Genomic DNA, 20,707 nt, shown 5'->3' on the forward strand with positions numbered 1-20,707 from the left:
TCCTCAGTCCCTTACTTCGCAGCCGTCGGGATCGCCGTGACCTTGATCGCCGTGTACTGCTGGCGGTGGCCCTGACGACGGCGGTAGCCGGTCTTGTTCTTGTAGCGCAGGATGTCGATCTTGGCGCCCTTGTGGTGGTCCACGACCTCGGCCTGGACCTTGATGCCGGCCAGCACCCACGGGTCGCTGGTCACGGAGTCGCCGTCGACAACGAGCAGGGTCGAGAGCTCGACCGTGTCGCCAACCTTGGCAGTGGAAATCTTGTCAACCTCAACGATGTCGCCGACAGCAACCTTGTGCTGGCGACCACCGCTGCGCACGATGGCGTACACGCGGATCTCTCCTCGCTCGGAACGGAAACCCCTGACGCCAGCCGCTCGCACGGACCGGCGGGTCCGTGACTGTCCGGATGGATGAACGGCCTCCCCGGGCGGGGCCCGGGGGTGGGTGCTCAGGAGTTGGCGCGCATGGAAACACGCCGACGGTCAAGATTACGGTCCTGCTCCGTGCGGGTCAAACCGGCCAGGGGTGACCCGCCGCGCCCGGCGGCGGGGTTCGATACGGACCGTGCCCCTGCGCTCGTTGATCACCCTGCCCCGCCCGCTGCGCCACGCCCCCTCCACCGGCGCCGGCCTGCCGCCCGACGAGGCGGTTCCCCTCGACGCCCTGGCCGGCCCCGCGCTCGGTGCCGCCCTGACGGCCGCGGCCGCCGGCCACCACGGCCCGGCCCGTGCGCCGCCGGCCGCGACGCGCCGGGGCGCCGAGCGGGAGCGCCGCAGCGGCTGCGTGTCCGGCGTGCCGGTGCCCGCCGTGTCCGCGATCGGCAGCACGTGGCCGACCTGGTCGTACGAGTGGTTCGATTCCTTGGCCGGTCCGGAGGTGGAACCCTGGATGTCCCACAGGGATCGGGTGAGTCGATCGGTGCCCCTCCCGTACGCGAAGGTCTGCCGGTTCTTCCTGCCTCCGTCGGACAGTTCCGGCTGGAGCAGTTGGCTGGCGCTGGAGTGGACGGTGTGCGTCACGTACGAAGAGAGAGCGCGGCTATAGCGCCCTGGGACGCGGGAACCGCGTACGCCGTCTTCAGCGGCCGGTGGACACGCGAGTTCCTCTCGCGCGGTGGAAGCCTGTACTCGCGGCTCCCGCTCGGTGTGCCCATGCGTGACGTCACGGGCGGGTACCGGGCGTTCCGGCGCCGGACGCTGGAAGGAATCGGCATGGAGCGCGCCGCCTCCCAGGGGTACTGCTTCCAGGTGGACCTCGCCCGCGGCACCGAGGGCGAACGAATGCGTCGTGCAGGGTGCCTTGTGCAAGTACGCGTTCACCGTACCGGCCCCTCCTCGTCGCCGTCCTCGTCGCGCCGCTGGGCTGGTGCGCGTGGTTCGCCTGGGTCGGGTACCGGGCGGGTGACTGGCGCGGATACTTCCAGGTGCAGGAGAAGTGGGGCAGCGCCTTCGACGGCGGCCGCTTCACCTTCCACCGGATCGCGGACATCTTCCTGCAGCGGTCCCTCACACTGAACACCGTCGTAGTGGCCGCCACGATCATCAGCGCGGTGGTGCTGTTCGTCCTCTGCGTCCAGCAGCGGCAGCACCCCGCTCTCCTGATCTACGCCGGGGTGCTCCTGCTCATCGCGGTGGGTGGGGAAGGTTACTCCACTCCGAAGCACGGTTCCTGCTGCCGGCCTTTCCGCTGCTCCTCCCGGTAGCCCAGGCCCTCGCAAGGACACGCCCCCGGACGGCGTACACCCTGCTCGCGGCCAGCACCATGCTGTCCAGCGCTTACGGTGTCTACCTCATGCTGGTATGGCAGCGCTCCCCGTGAAATCCGACGCGTGGACACTGCCACGTATGCTCACGGCGAAGCCGACGCACCGGAAAGAGACAGTGACGTGAACTACAGGGTCCAGCCCACCGCCCAGGTCGCCGACACCGCCGAGATCGGCGCCGGGAGCAGCGTGTGGGAGCTCGCGCAGATCCGCGAGGGAGCGAAGCTCGGCGAGGGCTGCGTGATCGGCCGCGGTGCGTACGTGGGCACCGGCGTACGCATCGGCAACAACGTGAAGCTCCAGAACTACGCCCTCGTCTACGAGCCGGCCGAGCTGGAGGACGGCGTCTTCGTCGGTCCGGCGGTCGTGCTCACCAACGACCACAACCCGCGCTCCGTCGACCCCGAGGGAAAGCAGAAGCGCGGGGGCGACTGGGAGGCCGTCGGCGTGAAGGTCGCCGAGGGCGCCTCGCTCGGGGCGCGCTCGGTGTGCGTGGCGCCGGTGCGCGTCGGCCGCTGGGCGATGGTCGCCGCGGGCGCGGTCGTCACCAAGGACGTCCCCGACTTCGCGCTGGTCGTGGGTGTCCCGGCGCGGCAGATCGGCTGGGTCGGCCGGGCCGGCGTGCGGCTGGTGGAGCGGGACGGCGAGCCGGGCGTGTGGGAGTGCCCGCAGACGGGCGCGCTGTACGACGAGAAGGACGGCGCCCTGGCGGAGCGCACCGCGTAGGGCGCGCCACGCAGGGCACCCGGCGCATCGGCGGCCGGCTCCGGATCGACGGGAGCCGGCCGCTTCGCCGTGCCCCGGTCCCGCTCGTACCCGGGTCCCGCTCGCGCGGACGGCCCGTCAACACGCGGTGCGCGGGGCCGGACCGCCGTGCGCCGGGGTGGCGGCGGCACAATCTTCCCCACGGCACGCAACCGCGCCGCGTTCAAGGTGAATCTTCCTCTTTGCGACGACCCGTCCACGGACGCAAGAAAGTACGTGAGGATGTCACAGGTTCAGCCCCGCACGAGGGTGTCCCCGTCCCCGCGCCCGCCCGCGACCGGTACGGCACGGCCGAGGGGGCCAGGACCGGTACTCGCCGGCGCCGCGCGGCGCGCGTGGCCCGCGCTGGCCCTGTACGCCCTGGTCAGGACGGTCGGCGTGCTGGTGATCCTGCCGCACACCGACCGGACCGTGCTGCAGCTGCTGGCCGGCAGGTACGACACCACCTGGTACGTGCTGATCGCGGAGGAGGGCTATCCGGCGACCTGCCCCGTGCAGGGTGAGCTGTGCCGCTACGCGTTCTTCCCGCTGTACCCCGGCATGATCCGCACGGTGACCGCGCTGACGCCGCTGTCCGCGCAGTGGGCCGCCTGGCTCATCGCGGTCGCGGCGTCGCTGGCCGCCGCCTGGGGCGTGTACGCCGTCGTGGAGCGGGTCGCCGGGCGGCGGGCCGGGCTCGTCACGGTCGTGCTGTGGGGCCTGGTGCCGCACGCCGTGGTGGAGTCCATGGCGTACACCGAGGCCCTCTTCACGGCGATCGCCGCCTGGGCGCTGTACGCGGTGCTGACGCGCCGCTGGATCACGGCCGGGGTGCTGGCCGTGCTGGCGGGGCTGACGCGCCCGCCGGGCGCTGCCGTCGCCGCCACGGTGGTGCTGTGCGCCCTGTGGGCGCTGTGGTCGGAGCGGCGGCCCGCAGGACCGGCCGGGCAGGGACCGCGGCAGGTGGCGCGCCCGGTGGCGGCGGTGGTGCTGGCTCCGCTGGGATGGCTGTTCTGGTTCGGCTGGGTGGGGTACCGGGCCGGGCGCTGGGACGGCTACCTGCGGGTGCAGGAGCGCTGGGGGACGTCGTTCGACGGGGGCAGGTTCACCCTGCACCGGATGACGCAGGTCTTCACGCAGCAGACGGTGCTCCTGGACTCGGTGGTGATCGCGGCGACGATCACCATGGCCGTGGTCCTGCTGGTGGTCTGCCACCTGCAACGGCTGCCGGCGCCGCTGCTGATCCACGCCACGCTGATCGTGCTGATCACCGTCGGCTGCGCCGGGTACTTCCACTCCAAGGCCCGGTTCCTGATCCCCGCCTTCGTCCTGCTGATCCCCCTGGCGAAGCCGCTGGCCCGGGCGCGTCCGGCGGTGGTGTGCACCCTCCTGACAGGCGCGGCGCTGATATCGAACGCGTACGGGATCTACCTGCTGACCGTCTCCGACCACTCGCCCTGAGGGAGCGGGAACGCCGAAGGCCCGGGCTCCGCGGAGCCCAGGCCTTCGGCCCTGTCGCCGTGTCTCAGTCGCCGAGCAGCAAGCGGTCGAACTGCGGGCTGATCACCGACCAGTCCCAGGTCGCCAGCGAGTGCTTCGCCGCCGCGGCCGTCGCCTCGCGCCAGTCCTCCTCGGAGGCGGTCATGGCCAGGATCCGGTCCGCGGCCTCGCGCTCCGAGCCGACGACCCAGTCGGCGGGGAAGAGGGTCCGCGCGCCGTTCTCCTTGTCGGCGAAGAACGGCCAGTCGCGCACGACCGGCAGCGCACCGCTGACCGCGCCCTCGACGAGCCCGCAGTGGAAGCTCTCGCGGACCGAGGAGCTGAGTATCACGCCCACCCGGGTCAGCGCCCCGGGCACGTCCTCGGTGCGGCCGACCAGCTCGACGGCGTCCGCGAGCTCGGCGAGGTCCTTCTGCAGCAGGTCGTCGTAGGCGCGGGCGGCCGGACTGGCCTTGCGGTCCAGGCCGTTGCCGATGACGACGAGACGGTAGCGCTCGTCGCGCTCCCGCAGCAGCCGCAGCACCTCCAGGGCCCAGCGCGGGTCCTTGGCGACGGCGCTCACGCCGACCAGGCCGAGGGTGAAGCGGATGTCGCCGCTGTCCTTGTCGCGCTGGAAGCGCTCCAGGTCCATGGCGTTGGCGATGACGTGCAGGCCCGGGCCGCCCGGTTCGGCGAGCCGCGGCACGGTCTCGACGACGAGGTCGCGCAGGTGGTCACCGACGAAGACCATGTCGTCCACGCGGGAGGTGTCCACCAGGTGCGGCCAGAAGGTGAACGCCTCGTAGCTGTGCAGCCGTACGACGATCCGGGTCGTGCCCGGGTCGGCCAGGGTGAACAGCGCGGCGGCGTTGGTGCACCAGTCGACGAAGACGGTGTCCGCCCAGTCCAGGTGCGGGCGCAGCGCCGCCTCGACCTGGTCGCCGAACGCCTTCTGCCCGCCCAGCGCGTACTCCATCATCCGCTGCCCGCCCTTGGCGAGCGGCCGCAGCGTCTCGTCGTCCTTGAGGTCGAGGAAACGGATCTCGACGCCCGGGTGGTCGGCGTACCGGTCGCGGATCGGCTGCAGGAAGTTGGCGTTGGAGTACGTGGTGACCAGCAGCCGCAGGGGCCGGCCGGCGGGCGCCGGGGCGGCGGGCCGCGTACGGCCCCGGGGCGCGCCGAGCGCCCGGAAGGCGGCCGAGGCGCGGAACGGCGCCAGGTAGCCGGCCGGGTCCGCGGCGAGCGGCGAGGTCAGCCGGTCGAAGTGGATCGACCGGTGGAAGGCGAGGGTCAGCGCGGAGGACAGTGCGGCGGCCGCGCCCTTCGCGTCGCCCTGCTGGTAGCGCTGGTCGGCGAGGGCGAGCGCCGCCTTGCAGGCGGTGGCGCGCAGCGCCGGGTCGTCGTGGCCGCGCGCCAGGTCGGCGCGGGCGGCCTCGGCGAGCAGGTCGGCGCGCAGTGCCTGGCTGGCGGTGCGCTGGGCGGCCGCGTTGAGGACCATGGTGGCGCCCGCCTTGCGGCCGCCCTTCGCCATGCTCGTGGAGACGCGGCGGGCCAGCTTGGCGCGCAGCCGGTCCGGCACCTTGGGTGCGACGACCGCGGTGCGCCACGCCTTCGCGCCGAGCGCGGTGCGCATCACGGCCGGGGAGGAGGCGCGGCGCAGGGCGGCACCCGCGCCCCGCCGGGCGGCCCGCCGGGTGGAGCGGGCGGCGACGACCGGGGACGGCACGCTGCGCGCGGCGTCGCGCAGGGCGTAGTGGACGGGGCGCTCGCGGCGGGCCTCCAGGGCCTTGAGGGCGGGGGCGATGCCGAAGACGGCGTCGGCCCGCCGGTTGCGCTGGGCCAGGCGCCACACCGCGTACACGGCCGGGGCGTCCAGGGCGACGAGCACCTGGGCGCGGCGTCCGAACCGGCGCACCTGGCGGTCCTGCTCTATGCAGGCCCAGATCCGGCGCGGCCCGGAGAGCTTGGCGACGCGCTTCTCGAAGACGGGGCCGCGCTCGGCGGCCGCCTCGGTCAGCGAGCGCAGCCCGCCCAGGCCGAGTCCCGGCTCGATGTCCCCGGTGGCGAACAGGCCCACCAGCTCGACGGTGGCGCCCGCGGCGCGGAACTTCTCCAGCGATGCCTTGAGGACCGCGGGCTGCGGCAGGGCGCCCGCGATCAGGAGTACGTGCGTCATGCCGAGAGGTCCTCCACCTCGTGCGTGCTCGAGGACGGAGACGTGACTCCGGATTCCCCCGGTTCCGTGACGGCCGGGTCGGCCTGGGCGATCAGGCGGCGTACCGCGGGTCCCATCTGGGCCGACCGCGCGTACTGCGCGGCGTGCTTCCTGGCGGCGGCCCGGTCCTCGTCGGTGGCCTCGACGGCGATCTTCGCGGCGCTGGAGTAGGCGGCGGCGAGCGCCTCCACGTCGAAGCCGAAGGCGCCGGTCCACAGCGGGTGCCCGGTCATGACGGTGGTGGCGTCGTGCTCCACCGCGTGCGCGGACATCACCGGCAGGCCGGTGGCCGCGTACTCGTACACCTTGCCGGACGTCATGTACTTGCCGCCCATGATCATCAGCAGCAGGACGTCCCAGCTCGCGAAGATGTCGGGCACCTCGGCCTTGGGGGCGGGTCCGCCGAAGGACACCGCCTGCCCCTGGGCCTGGGCCTGGCGAATCATCTCCATGTGGGCGTTGGCCTCGCGGGCCGCGCCGGACCCGATCTGGCCGCGGATCTCCAGGCGGGAGCGGGCCACCAGCGGGTCGCGCTGCCGGGCGAGCTCCCAGCCGTCGAGGACGGCGCGCAGGATGCGGGGCGGCGAGGTGACCACGCCGAGGTGGCCGAAGACCAGGCCGGCCTCGGGGTCGGGCGTGCGGGTCGCGGCGGGCACGCTGTCCTCGTCGTAGCCGTTGCGCACGACGTGGATGCGGTGGGCCAGGTCGGGGTGGCGCTCGCGGTACCACTCGGCGATGGGGTCGTTGACCAGCCACAGCGACAGCGCGTTCTCCAGGACCTTGCGCTCCCACTGCCCGGAGAACGAGTCCGGGGTGAAGGCCTCGCCGCCGCCGATGACGTCGACGGACCAGCCGTCGCGGAAGTCGATGGCGTACGGGACGCGGGCGGTCTCCCACAGGTGCAGGGCGGCGGCCATGTTGACGTACGGCACGCAGGTGGCGAGCACCAGGTCGACCGGCCTGTCCTGGTGGATCCGGGTGACGGCCCGCTCGAGGTCGGCCTTCCAGCCGCCGTAGATCGGCTCGGGGAAGTCCTTCATCCCCTTCTTGCGGTACGCGGCGGCCCACTGGACCGGGCGCAGCGCACGGTCCTCGGAGAACTTCCGGATGTCGGTCTCCAGGTCCTCGCGGACCAGCGGCAGCTTCACGATGCGCACGCGCGGGTCGACCCGCTCGGAGAGCGTGTGGTCGAGGCCGAAGTCCCGCTCCCAGGACTCGTCGGCGATGGTCACCACCGTCACGTCCCAGCCCTGTGCGATGAACTGGTTCGCTGTTTCGCGCATCCGGTAGGCGCAGCTTTTGGCCGCGGGTGGGAACCCGATCGCCAGGTAGATCACATGCTTGGGAGCAGGGATGGTAGACACCCGAAAACGCTAGCATGGCGGGATTGCGCGCCGACCACGGCCGAGGGGCCGCTCGGTTTCCCCCGGACGACCCTGGAAGGCCGCTGCCGGCAGCCCCCCACCGCCACCACCGGGCGAGACATATTCCTCGGGAGAACAGTGATGCCGCAGTCCGCTCAAACGGCCCGGCTGGTCTTTCTGGCCGGCACCGACGTCGCCGTCGATTCCCGAACGGGACGCATGGCGGTCGCGGCGGCGCGGGACGGGTGGGACGTCACGATCCTCTCACCCGGCGCGGCCGACGACGTGGAGGAGTCCTCCCTCGGGCGCGTCAACCTCGTGCGCGTCCCCGTCGGCACCGCTCTGCGGGAGCGGGCCGCCCTGCGCGCCAAGGGCCACCGCCTGCGCCGCATGATCACCCAGTACGGGCTGACCGACCCGGAGCAGCTCAGCCGCTTCCACGCCGGACACGGCGCCTGGGTCCGCCAGTCCACGGCCCGCGCGGGCTCGCTGGGCGCGCCCGCCCGCCAGGGCGCCAAGGCGTGGATACGGATGCGGCGCGAGGCGCACCGGATGCGGATGCGCGTCTACCGGTGGGAGCGCCGCCGCGACCTGACGGCGGGCGGCCCGACCGGCGACTGGCGCACGGACTGGCCGGAGCTCCTCGACCTCGACCTGGCGCTCGGCGCGGAGCTGGAGAAGCTGCGGCCGGCCGTCGTCCACGTCCATGACATCTCGCTGCTGGCCACCGCCGCCCTCAGCTCCGCCCGCCTGCGGGCGCAGGGGGTGCGCACGCGCTGGGTGTACGAGATCTCCGCGCCGACCGAGGAGACGGAGTACACGCCGGAGCGCCGGGAGAGCGCCTACCGTGCGCTGGAGCGGGAGTTCACCGGCCGGGCCGACGCGCTGACCGCGGCGACCGGGCGGCTGGCCGCCTCCGCGCCGGGTGACGTCCTGCTCGTCCCGGAGGCGCCGCCCGCGCCCGCCCCCGCCGACGGGCGCGGCCCGCTGCCCGCCGTGCGCAACCTGTGCGGGCTGTACGGCGCGGGGCCGCTGTGGGTGTACGCGGGCGACCTCTCCGGCCACCAGCTGGAGACGGTGTTCGCGGCGCTGGCCCAGCTGCCGGACCACCATCTGGCGCTGGTGTCCCCCGACCCGGTGCCGGACGCGGTGCTCGCGCTCGCCGACAAGCAGGACGTGCGGGACCGGGTGCACACCCCGCCGCCGGCGCTGCCCGGGCTCGCCCACGCCTATCTGGCGTCCGCCGACGCGGCGGTCGCGGGCTGCGGCTGCGCGACGGCCGACGAGCCGGCGCGCGACCGGCTGAGCGCGTGGTACGTGCAGGCCGGGCTGCCGGTCGTCAGCGCGTGCGGGCAGGGCCCGGCCGCGTTCGCGAAGGCGGTCGCGGGGGCGGTGGACCCGGGGCGGCGGCCATCGGCCGAGGAGCGGCGCGCCCACACCTGGGAGCACCGGGTGGCGCCGCTGCTGGCGCTGTACCGGAAGCTCGGCGGGGGCCCGGCGCTGACCCCGCGCCCGGAGCTGGGCTGGGACGGCGAGCCCGTCCCCGTGCCCAAGGCCGGCGCCCGGCCCGCGCGGCCGGTGCCGACGTGGACGCCGCTGACGCGGCAGACGCCCGTCCGCCTGGGCATGGGCCCGGCGAACTACGCGGGCCAGCTCGCCTCCTTCGCGCACGCGGTGTGCCGCAGCCGGCCCGACGTGTCGGCGCAGGTGTTCATGGCGACGGCGCCGGGGACGTTCAACTACCCGGCGGACGTGTACCTCGACAGCTCCAAGCTCGGCCGGCTGACGGTGATGCTGGAGCAGGCCGAGCGGGTCTTCCGCAACTACACGCATGTGATCGCGGACGCCTTCCTGCCGGTGCTGGGGCGGCTCAACGGCAGCCACCTGGAGGACGACCTGCCCGCGCTGCTGCGCACCAGCATCAAGGTGGCGCTGCTGGCGCACGGCAGCGAGATCCGCCACCCGCTGCACCACATGGACCGGGTCGCGCACTCCCTCTTCCACGACGCCCCGGACGGCATGGTGGACCGGCTGACCAAGGTCGCCGAGCGCAACCGCGCCACGGCCGAGCGGTTCGGGCTGCCGGCCTTCGTCACCACCCCGGACCTGCTGGACGACCTGCCGTCGGCCACGTGGGCCCCGCTGGTGGTGGACGTGGACGCGTTCGCCTGCGACCGGCCGGTGATGGAGCGGCGGCGCCCGGTGGTGCTGCACGCGCCGTCGAAGCGGTGGACGAAGGGCACGGACCGGGCTCTGCCGGTGCTGCGGGAGCTGGACGACCGGGGCGTGATCGAGTTCCGGCTGGCCGAGCAGGTCGACTGGACCGAGATGCGGGAGCTGGTCAAGGACGCGGACATCGTGGTGGACCAGTTCGCGATCGGCAGTTACGGCACGTTCGCCTGCGAGGGCATGGCGGCGGGCAAGCCGGTCGTGGCCTACCTGACGGAGACGGTCGCCGCGACCCTGGGCGAGGACAACCCGGTGGTGAACGCCACACCGGACACGCTGCGGGAGGCGCTGGAGTCGCTGCTGGACGACCGGGACGGCACGGCGCGCCTGGGCGAGCGCTCGGCGCGGTTCGCCCGGAAGTACCACGACGGCACGCGCACGGCGGCGGTACTGGCGGACTTCCTGCAGTAGCGGTCCTGCTCCACGGCGCCCGGCACGTACGCGAAGAGGCGGCGCCCCCTCCCGCGAGGGGCCGCCGCCTCGTGCCGTACGCGTACGGAGGCGGTGTCAGCCGCCGATGACGACGCGGCGCACGCCCTGCCAGGCGGCCGGGTCGGTGGTGCGGCGGCCGTCGACCAGCACGGTGACGTCGGGCAGGTCCGCCGGGGTCAGCGTGCGGTACTCGGCGTGGTCCGCCTGGAGGATCGCGGCGGTGACCTTCTCGCCGCGGTGCGCGGTCAGGCCGTGCGCCTCCAGCTCGTCGGCCGTGTACATCGGGTCGGAGACGAACGGCACCGCGCCGCGCGCCTTGAGCGCCTCGACGGTCGGGAAGACGCCCGAGAAGGCGGTCTCCTTGACGCCACCGCGGTAGGCGGCGCCCAGCACGAGCACGTTGACGCCGGTCAGGTCGCCGTAGGCGGCGGCCAGCAGGTCCACGGCGTACTCCGGCATCGCGGCGTTGGCCTCACGGGCCGAGCGCACGACGGTCGCCTCCGGGTCGTTCCACAGGTACATCCGCGGGTAGATCGGGATGCAGTGGCCGCCGACGGCGATGCCCGGCTGGTGGATGTGGCTGTAGGGCTGCGAGTTGCAGGCCTCGATGACCTTCTTGACGTCGATGCCGTTCTGGTCGGCGAACCGGGCGAACTGGTTCGCCAGGCCGATGTTGACGTCGCGGTACGTGGTCTCGGCGAGCTTGGCCAGCTCGGAGGCCTCGGCCGTGCCCAGGTCCCACACGCCGTTCGGCTGCGGCAGGTCGGTGCGGTCGTCGAAGTCGAGGACCTGCTCGTAGAACTCCACACCGCGACGGGTGGACGCCTCGTCGATGCCGCCGACGAGCTTGGGGTAGCGGCGCAGGTCGGCGAAGACGCGGCCGGTGAGCACCCGCTCCGGGGAGAAGACCAGGTGGAAGTCCTCGCCGGCCGTCAGGCCGGAACCCTCCTCCAGCATCGGCGCCCAGCGGGTGCGGGTGGTGCCGACCGGCAGGGTCGTCTCGTACGAGACCAGGGTGCCGGGCTTGAGGCCCTTGGCGATCGCCTTGGTCGCGGCGTCCATCCAGCCGAAGTCCGGGGTGCCCTCGGCGTCCACGAACAGCGGGACGACGACCACGACGGCGTCGGACTGGGCGACGGCGGCGGTGGTGTCGGTGGTCGCGGACAGCAGCCCGGCGCCGACGGTCTGCTTGAGCAGCCGGTCCAGGTCGTGCTCGCCCGGGAAGGGCTCGGTGCCGGCGTTGACCAGCTCGACGACCTTCTCGTTGACGTCGGCGCCGATGACCTTGTGGCCCTTGACGGCGAACTGCACGGCGAGCGGCAGGCCGATCTTGCCGAGCGCGACTACACAGATATTCATCGGGTCAGTTTCCTCTTCACACGGGACATCAATTGGCGCAGTCGCTTGCCCACGCCGAGCGGGGGCTCCCAGAGCGGAGCCGTGGTGATCACCAGCCGCCCCTTGGCGTTGGCGTTGGCCGAGATGCGGTACGGGATCCGCTCCCGCCAGCGCCGGGCCAGGGGAAGCGGCCGGCCACGGACCGGGACCGGGATCTCGTACACCGAGCCTGCCACGTCCACGTACGCGCGGACACCGAGCTTGGCCCGGTGCGGCTCGACGGGGATCCGGGCGTGGAGCACCGTGCCGGTGCCGTCGGCCGTCGGCTCGCGGGACGGCTCGCCGGCCGGGGCCGGCAGATCGGTGCCCACGGGCAGCCGGCGTCCGCCGGGCTTGTCGGCGCTCTTGGGCATCGCCTTGGCGGCCAGGCGGAGCACGGCCGAACCGGTCTCACCGGTCACGGGGATCCGTACCGCGAGGCGGACCGCCATGTCGTCGCCGCTCTGGTCCCACTCGGCGGAGAGCAGCTCCGTGCCGGCGGCCAGCTGCCTCGGCACGGCCTCGGCGATGACCTCGAAGAGCCGGTCGGGCAGGCCGAGGCGGGCGTCGCGGAAACCCGGGTAGCGGGCGAAGGCCCGGCCGTCCTCCAGCAGGAACGGCGGCGGGCCGTGCTCGGTCTCGTCGGCGATGGCCCGGACCAGCTCGTCGACGGCGCCGCGCTGGGCGAGCCCGATCCGTACGCGCCGCTTCACGTCCAGCTTGTCGCGGATCGCGTCGGTGAAGTAGGTGTCGGCGAGGCGGGCGATGCCCGCGCACAGCTGGACCTGGGTCTCGCGGTCCAGGGAGGGGAAGTCCTCCTGGACGAGCTTGGCGAGCTCCCAGGTGAAGTGGCGCTGGAAGACCGCGTCACGCTTCGGCCCCGCCTCGATCAGGCCGGCCGCGTGCCGCATGATCTCGCTGACGCAGTGCAGTCGGGCGAGGTGGTTCGCGCGGTACGTGATGTTCGACGCGTCACCGCGCTTGACCGCGTAGTAGCAGGTGTAGTCGGCGACGACGGAGATCTTGCGGGCCCGTACGCACGCCTCGATGGTGAAGGGCTGGTCGGAGCCGACCGGCATGTCCTCCGGGAAGCGCAGCTTGTGCTGTTCGACCAGCTCGCGCCGGAACAGTTTGGTGTTGGCCAGCGTGAACGGCAGCGCCGAGTCGTACAGGCTGACGTCCGGGTCGCTCTTCTTGTAGAGCGCCTGGTGGACGTAGCGGCCGTTGGTGCCGACCATCTTGCCGACGACGATGTCCGAGCCGTGCTCGTCGGCGCAGGCCACCATCCGCTCCAGCGCCTGCTCGCCCAGGTAGTCGTCGGAGCCGATGAAGTAGACGAACCGGCCGGTGGCCACGTCCAGCGCCCGGTTGCTGGGCGCGGCCGGGCCACCGGAGTTCTCCTGGTGGATGACCTTGACGGTGTCCGGGTACTGCTCCGCGAACCTGTCGAGTTCGCGGCCACTGTCGTCGGTGGAACCGTCGTCGACCGCCACGATCTCCAGCCGGTCCCGCCCGATGCTCTGTCCCAGGAGGGAGTTCAGGCACTCGGTGAGGTAGGGCATGGTGTTGTAGACGGCGACGACGACACTGACGTCAGGGGTTCCTGCCATCCCCCGCTCCCTGCATCAGTCGGGTGTAGACCGAATCGAGAACCTTGGCCTGGGCTTCCCAGGTCCACTCGTCGAGCCTGCCCTCGACCTCGTAGGCGGCGGTGTACCGCTTGGGGTCGGCGAGCACCGCGCGCACGGCGCGCACGTAGTCGGTGACGTCCTCGGCCCGGAAGACCTCTCCCTGGCCGGTCTCCCGGGTCACCTCGGCCATCGTCTTCACATCGCTGACCACCAGCGGCAGCCGGGCGTGCGAGTACTCGAAGAACTTCGTGATCAGCGCGATCTCGTGGTTCGGCCAGTGGTGGATCGGGATGACGCCGACGTCCGCCCCGGACAGGAACGGCACGACCTGCCAGTGCGGTACGTACGGCAGGGCGTGCACCCGGTCGGCCACGCCGAGCTCCTCGGCGCGCGCCATGAGCTCCTTGACGTACGGCAGTTCCGGGCTGGACGCCACGAACAGCACGTGCGCCTCGGGGAGCTCCGGCAGGCCCTCGACCATGATGCCGAGGCCGCGCTGACGGGCCGCCAGACCGCTGTAGACCAGCAGGGGCACGTCCGGGCCGATCCCGCACAGGCCGCGGATGTCCGGCACCGGCTCGTCGGTGAAGCGCGAGGTGGCCGCCGCGTCCGGCGCGTTGAGCACCACCGCGGGGCGCTCGCGCAGCTTGTGCGACTTCTGCAGCAGGTCGGCGAGGCCGCCGGAGACGGTCATCACCGCATCGGCGTACTTCGCGTGCTCCCGCTCGTACGCCACCATCGCGGGCAGCTTGCGCTGGTTGGCCCAGGAGCGCACGCCGGGGAGGAACTCATGGGCGTCCCACACCAGCTGGACCTTGCGGCCGGCGGCGCGGGCGCGCAGCTTGGCGCGCGAGCCGACGCCGAGCATGCGGAAGTCGTTGGCGTGGATGATGTCCGGCTTCAGCTCGTCGATGACGGGCCCGTACGCCAGCTCGAAGTCCCACACGCCCGGGTCGAGCCGGCGCCAGGCGCGCTCGCCCATGGTCGTCAGCCAGAAGGCGGTGGTCGCCCGGTCCAGGGCGGCGGAGCGGGTCCGGCGGATGTTGCGCAGCTTGCGCGTCTCCCGGGTGCGCAGCGACACCCAGCGGGAGGTCGCCTTCGCCGCCACGCGCGGGACGGTCAGCCATGCCTTGGCGGCGGCCGGGCCGAGCGGCGAGCTCGCCTCACCGGCCTTCAGCGCGTCGCCGCGCACGCGCAGGTCCGCGCGCCACGCCTTGACCTGCTGGCGGCGGAAGTCGGCGACGCGGTCGGAGGAGTACGCGAGCGGCCGGCGCAGCGGCGCGCCCCGCAGGTCCTTCGGGCGGGTCGACATCTTCGACTTCACCCGGATGAGCCGGACCTCGGCGTCGCCGATCATCCAGGTGTCGGACTCCTCCTTGCCGGTCAGCTTGCCGAGCAGGATGACGTCCCAGCCGGCCGCCGCCGCTGAGCTCGCCTGCTTCTGCACCCGGGAGTCGCCGTGCACGCCGTTGTCGACGAGCATGACGATCCGTCCGCGCGTGCCCCTGCGGGCACGCTGCGGACTGCCGGGCGTGTTCTCGGAGGTGTCAGGCGACATGGTCCGTCCGGTCCTGGGCCGGGAGGGTGACGGTGGTACCGCGGGAGGCCGACTCGAGGACCGCGGCGGCCACCTCCACCGTACGCAGACCCTGGCGCAGCGTGCAGATGTCGTGCGACTCGCCGAGGACCGCGTCGCGGAACAGCTCGTGCTCGACGAGGAGCGGCTCCCGCTTCGGGATGGCGTAGCGGATCATGTCGCCCTCGGAGACCCCGCGGAACGCGCGCAGCGCCTCCCACTCGGTGGCCACGGCGGCGTTCGAGTAGAAGGTGAGGTCGGCGGTGAGGGTGTCGGCGATGAAGCAGCCCTTCTCACCCGTGACGGAGGTGAATCGCTCCTTCAGCGGGCTGAGCCAGTTCACCAGGTGGTTGACCATCGTGCCGTCGGACAGCTGGCCGACGGCCGAGACCATGTCCTCGTGCGGGCGGCCCGACTTCGACACCGTGTGGGCGGCGATGGACCGGTACTCCTGGCCCGTGACCCAGCCGGTCAGGTCGATGTCGTGCGTCGCGAGGTCCTTGACCACGCCGACGTCCGCGATGCGGTGCGGGAAGGGACCCTGGCGGCGGGTGACGACCTGGTAGACGTCGCCCAGCTCGCCGGCCTCCAGCCGGGAGCGCAGGCTGCGCAGCGCCGGGTTGCAGCGCTCGATGTGGCCCACGCCGGCCACCAGGCCGCGCGCCTCGAACGCCTCGACGAGCCGGCGGGCACCCTCGACGGTGTCCGCGACCGGCTTCTCGATCAGCGCGTGCACGCCGGCGTCGGCCAGCTTCAGGCCGACTTCCTCGTGCAGCGCGGTCGGGCAGGCCACGACGGCGTAGTCGATGCCGAGCGAGATCAGTTCCTCGACGGTGGACAGGACGGGTGCGCCCTGGGCCCAGCCGTTCTTGTCACCCATCGGGTCGACGACGCCGACGAGCTGTACGCCGTCCAGCCCCGCCAGTACGCGGGCGTGGTGGCGTCCCATCGAGCCGAGGCCGATCAGACCGGCCCGCAGTCCAGCAGCAGTCACAGGTTCTCTCCCAGCGCGTTCACGGCGGTGACGATGCGCTCCAGGTCGTTCTGGGTCAGCGAGGGGTGGACGGGCAGCGAGACGACCTCGGCCGCGGCCTTCTCCGTCTCGGGCAGGTCCCAGTTCCGGCCGGCCTTCTGGTCCGGCTCCCAGTAGGGCTTCAGACGGTGGATCGGGGTGGGGTAGTAGACGGCGTTGCCGACGCCCGCCTCGGTGAGCTTCGCCATCACGGCGTCGCGGTCACCGCCCTGCACCCGGACGGTGTACTGGTGGTAGATGTGGCGCGCGCCCTCGGCGACCGGCGGGGTCACGATGCCCGCCGCGGTGATGTGCTCGCTGAGGTACGCGGCGTTGGCGATCCGCTGCTCGGTCCAGCCGTTCAGCTTCGCCAGCTGGACGCGGCCGACCGCGGCGGCCACGTCGGTCATGCGCATGTTGGCGCCGACGATCTCGTTGGCGTACCGCTGCTCCATGCCCTGGTTGCGCAGCAGGCGCAGGGTGCGGGCGATCTCGGCGTCACCGGTGGAGATCATGCCGCCCTCGAGGGAGTGCATGTTCTTCGTCGGGTAGAAGCTGAAGGTGCCGCCGGTGCCGAAGGCGCCGACCGGGGTGCCGTTCAGCGCCGCGGCGTGGGCCTGGCAGGCGTCCTCGACGACGGCGAGCTTGTGCCGGCCGGCGATCGCCATGATCTTGTCCATCGCGGCGGGGTGGCCGTACAGGTGGACCGGCATGATCGCGGCGGTGCGCGGGGTGATGGCGGCCTCGACGGCGGCCGGGTCCAGGTTGAAGCTGCCCGGCTCGATGTCCGCGAAGACCACGTCGGCGCCGACCAGGCGGACCGCGTTCGCCGAGGCGGCGAAGGAGAACGACGGGACGATCACCTCGTCGCCGGGGCCGATGCCCATCGCCAGGAGCAGCAGGTGGAGCGCCGACGTGCCGGAGTTGACGGCGACGCAGTGCCGGCCGTCCACCAGCGCGGAGAACTCCTCCTCGAAGGCCGCCACCTCGGGGCCCTGGACGACGCGGCCGGTGCGCAGTACGCGTACCGCGGCCTCGATCTCATCTTCACCGATGACCGGGCGGGCAGCGGGGATGGGCTGCTCGTTGATGCTCGGCATGGAGTCCTCCTTGAACACCGCAAGAGCTCTTTGTGGCAGAGGTCTGGGGTGTGCGGACGTCTCTCGAGGCCGCGCGTACCCCTCCGGCGCGATGCCGACGCCCTACCGAGGATTGCTGGGACCGGTCTTGTCCCGGAACCGGGTCGGTCACCGGCCGTAGTCTCCGGGCGGGGCCCGCCCACGGCAGCGACCGGCGTCACATTATCAGGAATTTCCTGGTCAATTTCGGGGCCGTTAACGGAAGGAGGCATCGATTCCGAAACGAAATCCCGGTTCCGCCCAGGGTAATCCCGGGGCGGAACACGGAACGTTCCATCGGTGCACACCAACTGTTCAGCCGTCAGCCGGGAGGCGTTGCCCGGCTCCGGCGGCCGGCCGTCAGCTGTCCGTGACAGCCGTCACGGAAGGCGCCGTGGACTGCTCGGCCGCGGCGGTCTTCTTGGCTGTCGCCTTCTTGGTGGTGGCCTTCTTGGCGGTCGTCTTCTTCGCCGCCGTCTTCTTCGCCGCGGCGGTCTTCTTGGTGGTGGCCGCCTTCTTGGCCGTGGCCTTCTTGGCGGTCTTGCGAGCCGCCTTCTTGGCCGGCGCCCCGGCCTCCCCGGCCGTGTCGCCCGCCGCGGCCGTGTCGCCGGACCCGTCCTGCGGGGCCTCGGCCGGGGCCGGCGTGGCCTTCACCACGACGACCGCGGCCTCGTCGGCACCGGTCGGGGAGCCGGCGGGAGCCGTGACCTTGCGCACGACCCGGCGACGGGCGCGCGGCGGAGCGGCCACGGGGGCCTCCTCCACGGCGGCCGGCTCCTCGGCCGGGGCCGCCTCCGGCTGCTGCTCCGGCGCGGCCGGCCCGGCCGGCTGCTCCGGGGCGACGGCCTCGGCCTGCTGCTGCGGCGCGGCGGGGGCGACGGCCTCGGCCGCGGCCTCCTCGGCACCCTTGGGGGCGCCGGCCGGGGCCGTCGCCTTGCGGGTGGCCCGGCGGCGCGTACGGCCCTTCGGGGCCTCCTCCTCGGCCGCGGTGACGACGGCCGGGACCGCCTCCACCTCGACGGGCTCCGGCGCCACCTCGGCGAGCGCCGGCTGCGGAGCGGGCTCCTGCGCGGCGCGCGGGGCGCCGGCCGGAGCGGTGGCCTTGCGGGTGGCCCGGCGGCGGCCGCGTCCACGGGACGCCGCGGCCTCGGCCTCGGCGACGCTGGAGTAGAGCTCCTCGTCCGGGCGGAACGGCTCCTCCACCGCGACCGGCGCGGCGACCTCCGCCGCCACCTCGGCCTCGGTCTCGGCCTCCACCTCGGGCTCGGGCTCGGTCACGGCCAGTGCGGCGGCCGGGGCCTCGACGGCCTCGGCGTCGGCGGCGCGGCCCCGCTTCTTGGCGCGCTTGCCGCCGTTGCCGCCGCCACCCGCGGTGGTCGGCTGCTCCATGTGGACGATCACGCCGCGGCCGTTGCAGTGCACGCAGGTCTCGGAGAAGGACTCCAGCAGGCCCTGGCCCACCCGCTTGCGGGTCATCTGGACCAGACCCAGCGAGGTGACCTCGGCGACCTGGTGCTTCGTACGGTCCCGGCCAAGGCACTCCAGCAGGCGCCGCAGCACCAGGTCCCGGTTGGACTCCAGCACCATGTCGATGAAGTCGATGACGACGATGCCGCCCAGGTCGCGCAGTCGCAGCTGGCGCACGATCTCCTCGGCCGCCTCCAGGTTGTTCCTGGTGACGGTCTCCTCGAGGTTGCCGCCCTGGCCGGTGAACTTGCCGGTGTTGACGTCGACCACGACCATCGCCTCGGTCTTGTCGATCACCAGCGAGCCGCCGGACGGCAGCCAGACCTTGCGGTCCAGCGCCTTCATCAGCTGTTCGTCGATCCGGTAGGTCGCGAACACGTCGGTCTCGGAGGTCCAGCGCTGGAGCCGGTCCGCCAGATCGGGCGCGACGTGCGACACGTAGCCGTGGATGGTCTGCCACGCCTCGTCGCCGCTGACGATGACCTTGGAGAAGTCCTCGTTGAAGATGTCGCGGACGACCCTGACGGTCATGTCCGGCTCACCGTAGAGGAGGGTGGGGGCGTTGCCGCCCTTCGCCTTCTTCTGGATGTCCTCCCACTGCGCCTGGAGCCGCTCGACGTCACGGCGCAGCTCGTCCTCGCTCGCGCCCTCGGCGGCGGTGCGCACGATGACGCCCGCGTCCTCGGGGACGATCTTCTTGAGGATGGTCTTCAGCCGGGCGCGCTCGGTGTCGGGCAGCTTGCGGCTGATGCCGGTCATCGAGCCCTCGGGCACGTAGACCAGATAGCGGCCGGGCAGCGAGACCTGGCTGGTCAGGCGGGCGCCCTTGTGACCGATCGGGTCCTTGGTGACCTGGACGAGGACGGACTGGCCGGACTTGAGCGCGGTCTCGATGCGGCGCGGCCCGTTGGCCATGCCGAGCGCCTCGAAGTTCACCTCACCGGCGTACAGGACGGCGTTGCGGCCCTTGCCGATGTCGACGAACGCGGCCTCCATGGACGGCAGGACGTTCTGGACCTTGCCCAGGTAGACGTTGCCGACGTAGCTGGTGGCCTGCTCCTTGTTGACGTAGTGCTCGACGAGCACGTTGTCCTCGAGGACGCCGATCTGGGTGCGCTCGCCGCTCTGGCGGACGACCATCACGCGCTCGACGGCCTCGCGGCGCGCCAGGAACTCCGCCTCGGTGATGATCGGCACGCGGCGGCGGCCCTGCTCCCGGCCCTCGCGGCGGCGCTGCTTCTTCGCCTCCAGGCGGGTCGAACCCTTGATGGACTGCACCTCGTCGGACGGCTCCGCCTTCTCGCGCGCGGGGCGCGGCTCGCGGACCTTGACGACCGTACGGACGCCGTCCTCCTCGGCGGCCTCCGCCTCGCCGGCGTCACCGCTGCGACGGCGCCGGCGACGGCGGCGGCGCGAGCTGCTGGTACCGGCGGCGGACGGGGTCCCGCCCTCGTGCTCCTCGTCCTCGCCCTCCGGCTCCTCCTCCGCCTCGTCCTCGGCGGACTCGGCCTCGTCCGTCTCGTCCCCCTCGGCGGACTCGGCGGACTCGCCACGACGGCGGCGGCGGCCACCACGGCGGCGGCGACGGGACGGCCGGTCCTCGTACTCCTCGCCCTCCTCGGCGGCGCCGGCCTCGGCCTCGGTCTCCTCGGCCTCCTCGGGCTCCTCCGCCTCGCGGGTCGCCTCGGTCTCTTCGGCCTCGGCCGGCTCCACTGCCTCGACCGCCTCGACGGGCTGCTCGGCGGGCTCGCCCCGGCGGCGACGGCGGCGACGGCCGCCGGTCTCGACCGGCTCGGGGGCCTCGGCGGCCGGGGCCTCCTCCTCGTCCCGCCGGCCCGCGGCCTGTGCGGCGGCAGCGGCGGCGGCCGTCTCCGGGGTCTGGAACATCGGCTCGGCGAAGACCGGAGCCTGGAACACCGGCACCGCGGGGCGGGTGGCCCGGCGGCGCTCCGTCTTGTGCCCGGGGTCGGTGGTGAACTCGGGAGCGGCGGCGCGGCGGCGGGTGCGCCCGCGGGAGGCGGCCTTCTCGGCGGCGGCGACGTGCTCCTCGTCGGCGGCGATCTGCGCGACGGTGCCGGCGGGCAGGGCCTCGCCCTCCTCGGCGACGGCCTCCTCGTCCGGCATCGGCGGGACGGCGGGCGCGGTCGCCTGGCGGACGGCACGGCGGCGGGTACGGCCGCGCGGCGCCTCGGCGGCAGGCTGCTCGGCGACGGCCTCGGCCTCGGCCTGGACGGCGGCGGGCTGCTCGGCGACAGCCGGCTCCTGCGGGGCCTCGGCGGCCTTCGGCGGGCCGGCCGG

The 20,707-nt window shown here is 73.1% G+C and carries 14 protein-coding genes and 1 pseudogene; 6 read left to right on the forward strand and 9 right to left on the reverse strand.

Annotated elements, in window-relative coordinates; genetic code table 11:
• Positions 1–11: 11 nt before the first annotated feature.
• Entirely contained in the window at positions 12–332 is a 321-nt protein-coding gene (rplU, locus tag IH00_RS0106175) for a 50S ribosomal protein L21 (protein WP_031070416.1), read from the reverse strand.
• Positions 333–567: 235 nt separating this feature from the next.
• Here rplU and IH00_RS0106180 point away from each other — a divergent pair, with 235 nt between their 5' ends.
• The 5 genes and pseudogenes from IH00_RS0106180 (at position 568) to IH00_RS45005 (ending at position 3,970) form a co-directional block, all read left to right on the forward strand.
• Positions 568–1,047 (forward strand): hypothetical protein, encoded by a 480-nt coding sequence (locus tag IH00_RS0106180; protein WP_158827698.1) that lies wholly within the window; start codon positions 568–570, stop codon positions 1,045–1,047.
• Positions 1,048–1,094: 47 nt separating this feature from the next.
• Positions 1,095–1,265, forward strand: a pseudogene (locus IH00_RS43845) (dolichol-phosphate mannosyltransferase); the annotation flags it as partial.
• Between the two features lie 32 nt (positions 1,266–1,297).
• Positions 1,298–1,705: a hypothetical protein gene (locus IH00_RS43265; protein ID WP_052411191.1), complete on the forward strand. Its 408-nt coding sequence runs from the start codon at positions 1,298–1,300 to the stop codon at positions 1,703–1,705.
• Between the two features lie 183 nt (positions 1,706–1,888).
• Complete coding sequence (locus IH00_RS0106190; RefSeq protein WP_031070420.1) at positions 1,889–2,491, forward strand: acyltransferase; 603 nt, start codon at positions 1,889–1,891, stop codon at positions 2,489–2,491.
• A gap of 261 nt (positions 2,492–2,752) precedes the next feature.
• A complete protein-coding gene (locus IH00_RS45005; RefSeq protein ID WP_031070421.1) occupies positions 2,753–3,970 on the forward strand; it encodes a glycosyltransferase family 39 protein in 1,218 nt (405 codons plus the stop codon).
• Positions 3,971–4,034: 64 nt separating this feature from the next.
• Here the strand turns inward: IH00_RS45005 and IH00_RS0106200 are convergent, their stop codons facing one another.
• Together IH00_RS0106200 and IH00_RS0106205 are read right to left on the reverse strand one after the other, a co-directional pair.
• Positions 4,035–6,164 (reverse strand): glycosyltransferase, encoded by a 2,130-nt coding sequence (locus tag IH00_RS0106200; RefSeq protein ID WP_031070424.1) that lies wholly within the window; start codon positions 6,162–6,164, stop codon positions 4,035–4,037.
• Positions 6,161–7,486, reverse strand: coding sequence for a glycosyltransferase family protein (locus IH00_RS0106205; protein ID WP_078887592.1), 1,326 nt, complete (start codon positions 7,484–7,486; stop codon positions 6,161–6,163). Before IH00_RS0106205 ends, IH00_RS0106200 begins: the two co-directional genes overlap by 4 nt.
• Before the next feature lie 222 nt (positions 7,487–7,708).
• Between IH00_RS0106205 and IH00_RS0106210 the strand changes: the two genes are divergently transcribed.
• Complete coding sequence (locus IH00_RS0106210) at positions 7,709–10,207, forward strand: glycosyltransferase (protein ID WP_031070428.1); 2,499 nt, start codon at positions 7,709–7,711, stop codon at positions 10,205–10,207.
• A 96-nt stretch (positions 10,208–10,303) separates the two neighbouring features.
• On the opposite strand, the gene IH00_RS0106215 is transcribed toward IH00_RS0106210, so the two are convergent.
• The 6 genes from IH00_RS0106215 to IH00_RS0106240 form a co-directional block, all read right to left on the reverse strand.
• Entirely contained in the window at positions 10,304–11,587 is a 1,284-nt protein-coding gene (locus IH00_RS0106215; RefSeq protein WP_031070429.1) for a nucleotide sugar dehydrogenase, read from the reverse strand.
• Positions 11,584–13,215 carry a glycosyltransferase family 2 protein gene (locus IH00_RS0106220; RefSeq protein ID WP_031070431.1) on the reverse strand — a complete coding sequence of 544 codons (1,632 nt, stop codon included), beginning with the start codon at positions 13,213–13,215 and terminating at the stop codon, positions 11,584–11,586. Before IH00_RS0106220 ends, IH00_RS0106215 begins: the two co-directional genes overlap by 4 nt.
• Positions 13,199–14,794 (reverse strand): glycosyltransferase, encoded by a 1,596-nt coding sequence (locus tag IH00_RS0106225; RefSeq protein WP_052411192.1) that lies wholly within the window; start codon positions 14,792–14,794, stop codon positions 13,199–13,201. Before IH00_RS0106225 ends, IH00_RS0106220 begins: the two co-directional genes overlap by 17 nt.
• On the reverse strand, positions 14,784–15,806 hold the full coding sequence (locus IH00_RS0106230) for a Gfo/Idh/MocA family protein (protein WP_031070435.1): 1,023 nt from the start codon (positions 15,804–15,806) through the stop codon (positions 14,784–14,786). The genes IH00_RS0106225 and IH00_RS0106230 overlap by 11 nt, the downstream gene beginning before the upstream one ends.
• Positions 15,803–16,924 carry a DegT/DnrJ/EryC1/StrS family aminotransferase gene (locus IH00_RS0106235; RefSeq protein ID WP_031070436.1) on the reverse strand — a complete coding sequence of 374 codons (1,122 nt, stop codon included), beginning with the start codon at positions 16,922–16,924 and terminating at the stop codon, positions 15,803–15,805. The genes IH00_RS0106230 and IH00_RS0106235 overlap by 4 nt, the downstream gene beginning before the upstream one ends.
• Positions 16,925–17,302: 378 nt before the next feature.
• The coding region (locus IH00_RS0106240; RefSeq protein ID WP_031070438.1) for an Rne/Rng family ribonuclease at positions 17,303–20,707 on the reverse strand (3,405 nt) is incomplete at its 5' end.

This window comes from Streptomyces sp. NRRL S-118, assembly GCF_000716335.1.
Lineage (GTDB): Bacteria > Actinomycetota > Actinomycetes > Streptomycetales > Streptomycetaceae > Streptomyces.

Bases quoted from the DNA above. Each gene is read 5' to 3' on its own strand.
- IH00_RS0106220 (WP_031070431.1), bottom strand. From the start codon at position 13,215: ATGGCAGGAACCCCTGACGTCAGTGTCGTCGTCGCCGTCTACAACACC.
- IH00_RS0106205 (WP_078887592.1), bottom strand. From the start codon at position 7,486: ATGCGCGAAACAGCGAACCAGTTCATCGCACAGGGCTGGGACGTGACG.
- IH00_RS0106200 (WP_031070424.1), bottom strand. From the start codon at position 6,164: ATGACGCACGTACTCCTGATCGCGGGCGCCCTGCCGCAGCCCGCGGTC.
- IH00_RS0106225 (WP_052411192.1), bottom strand. From the start codon at position 14,794: ATGTCGCCTGACACCTCCGAGAACACGCCCGGCAGTCCGCAGCGTGCC.
- IH00_RS0106215 (WP_031070429.1), bottom strand. From the start codon at position 11,587: ATGAATATCTGTGTAGTCGCGCTCGGCAAGATCGGCCTGCCGCTCGCC.
- IH00_RS45005 (WP_031070421.1), top strand. From the start codon at position 2,753: ATGTCACAGGTTCAGCCCCGCACGAGGGTGTCCCCGTCCCCGCGCCCG.
- IH00_RS0106235 (WP_031070436.1), bottom strand. From the start codon at position 16,924: ATGCCGAGCATCAACGAGCAGCCCATCCCCGCTGCCCGCCCGGTCATC.
- IH00_RS0106210 (WP_031070428.1), top strand. From the start codon at position 7,709: ATGCCGCAGTCCGCTCAAACGGCCCGGCTGGTCTTTCTGGCCGGCACC.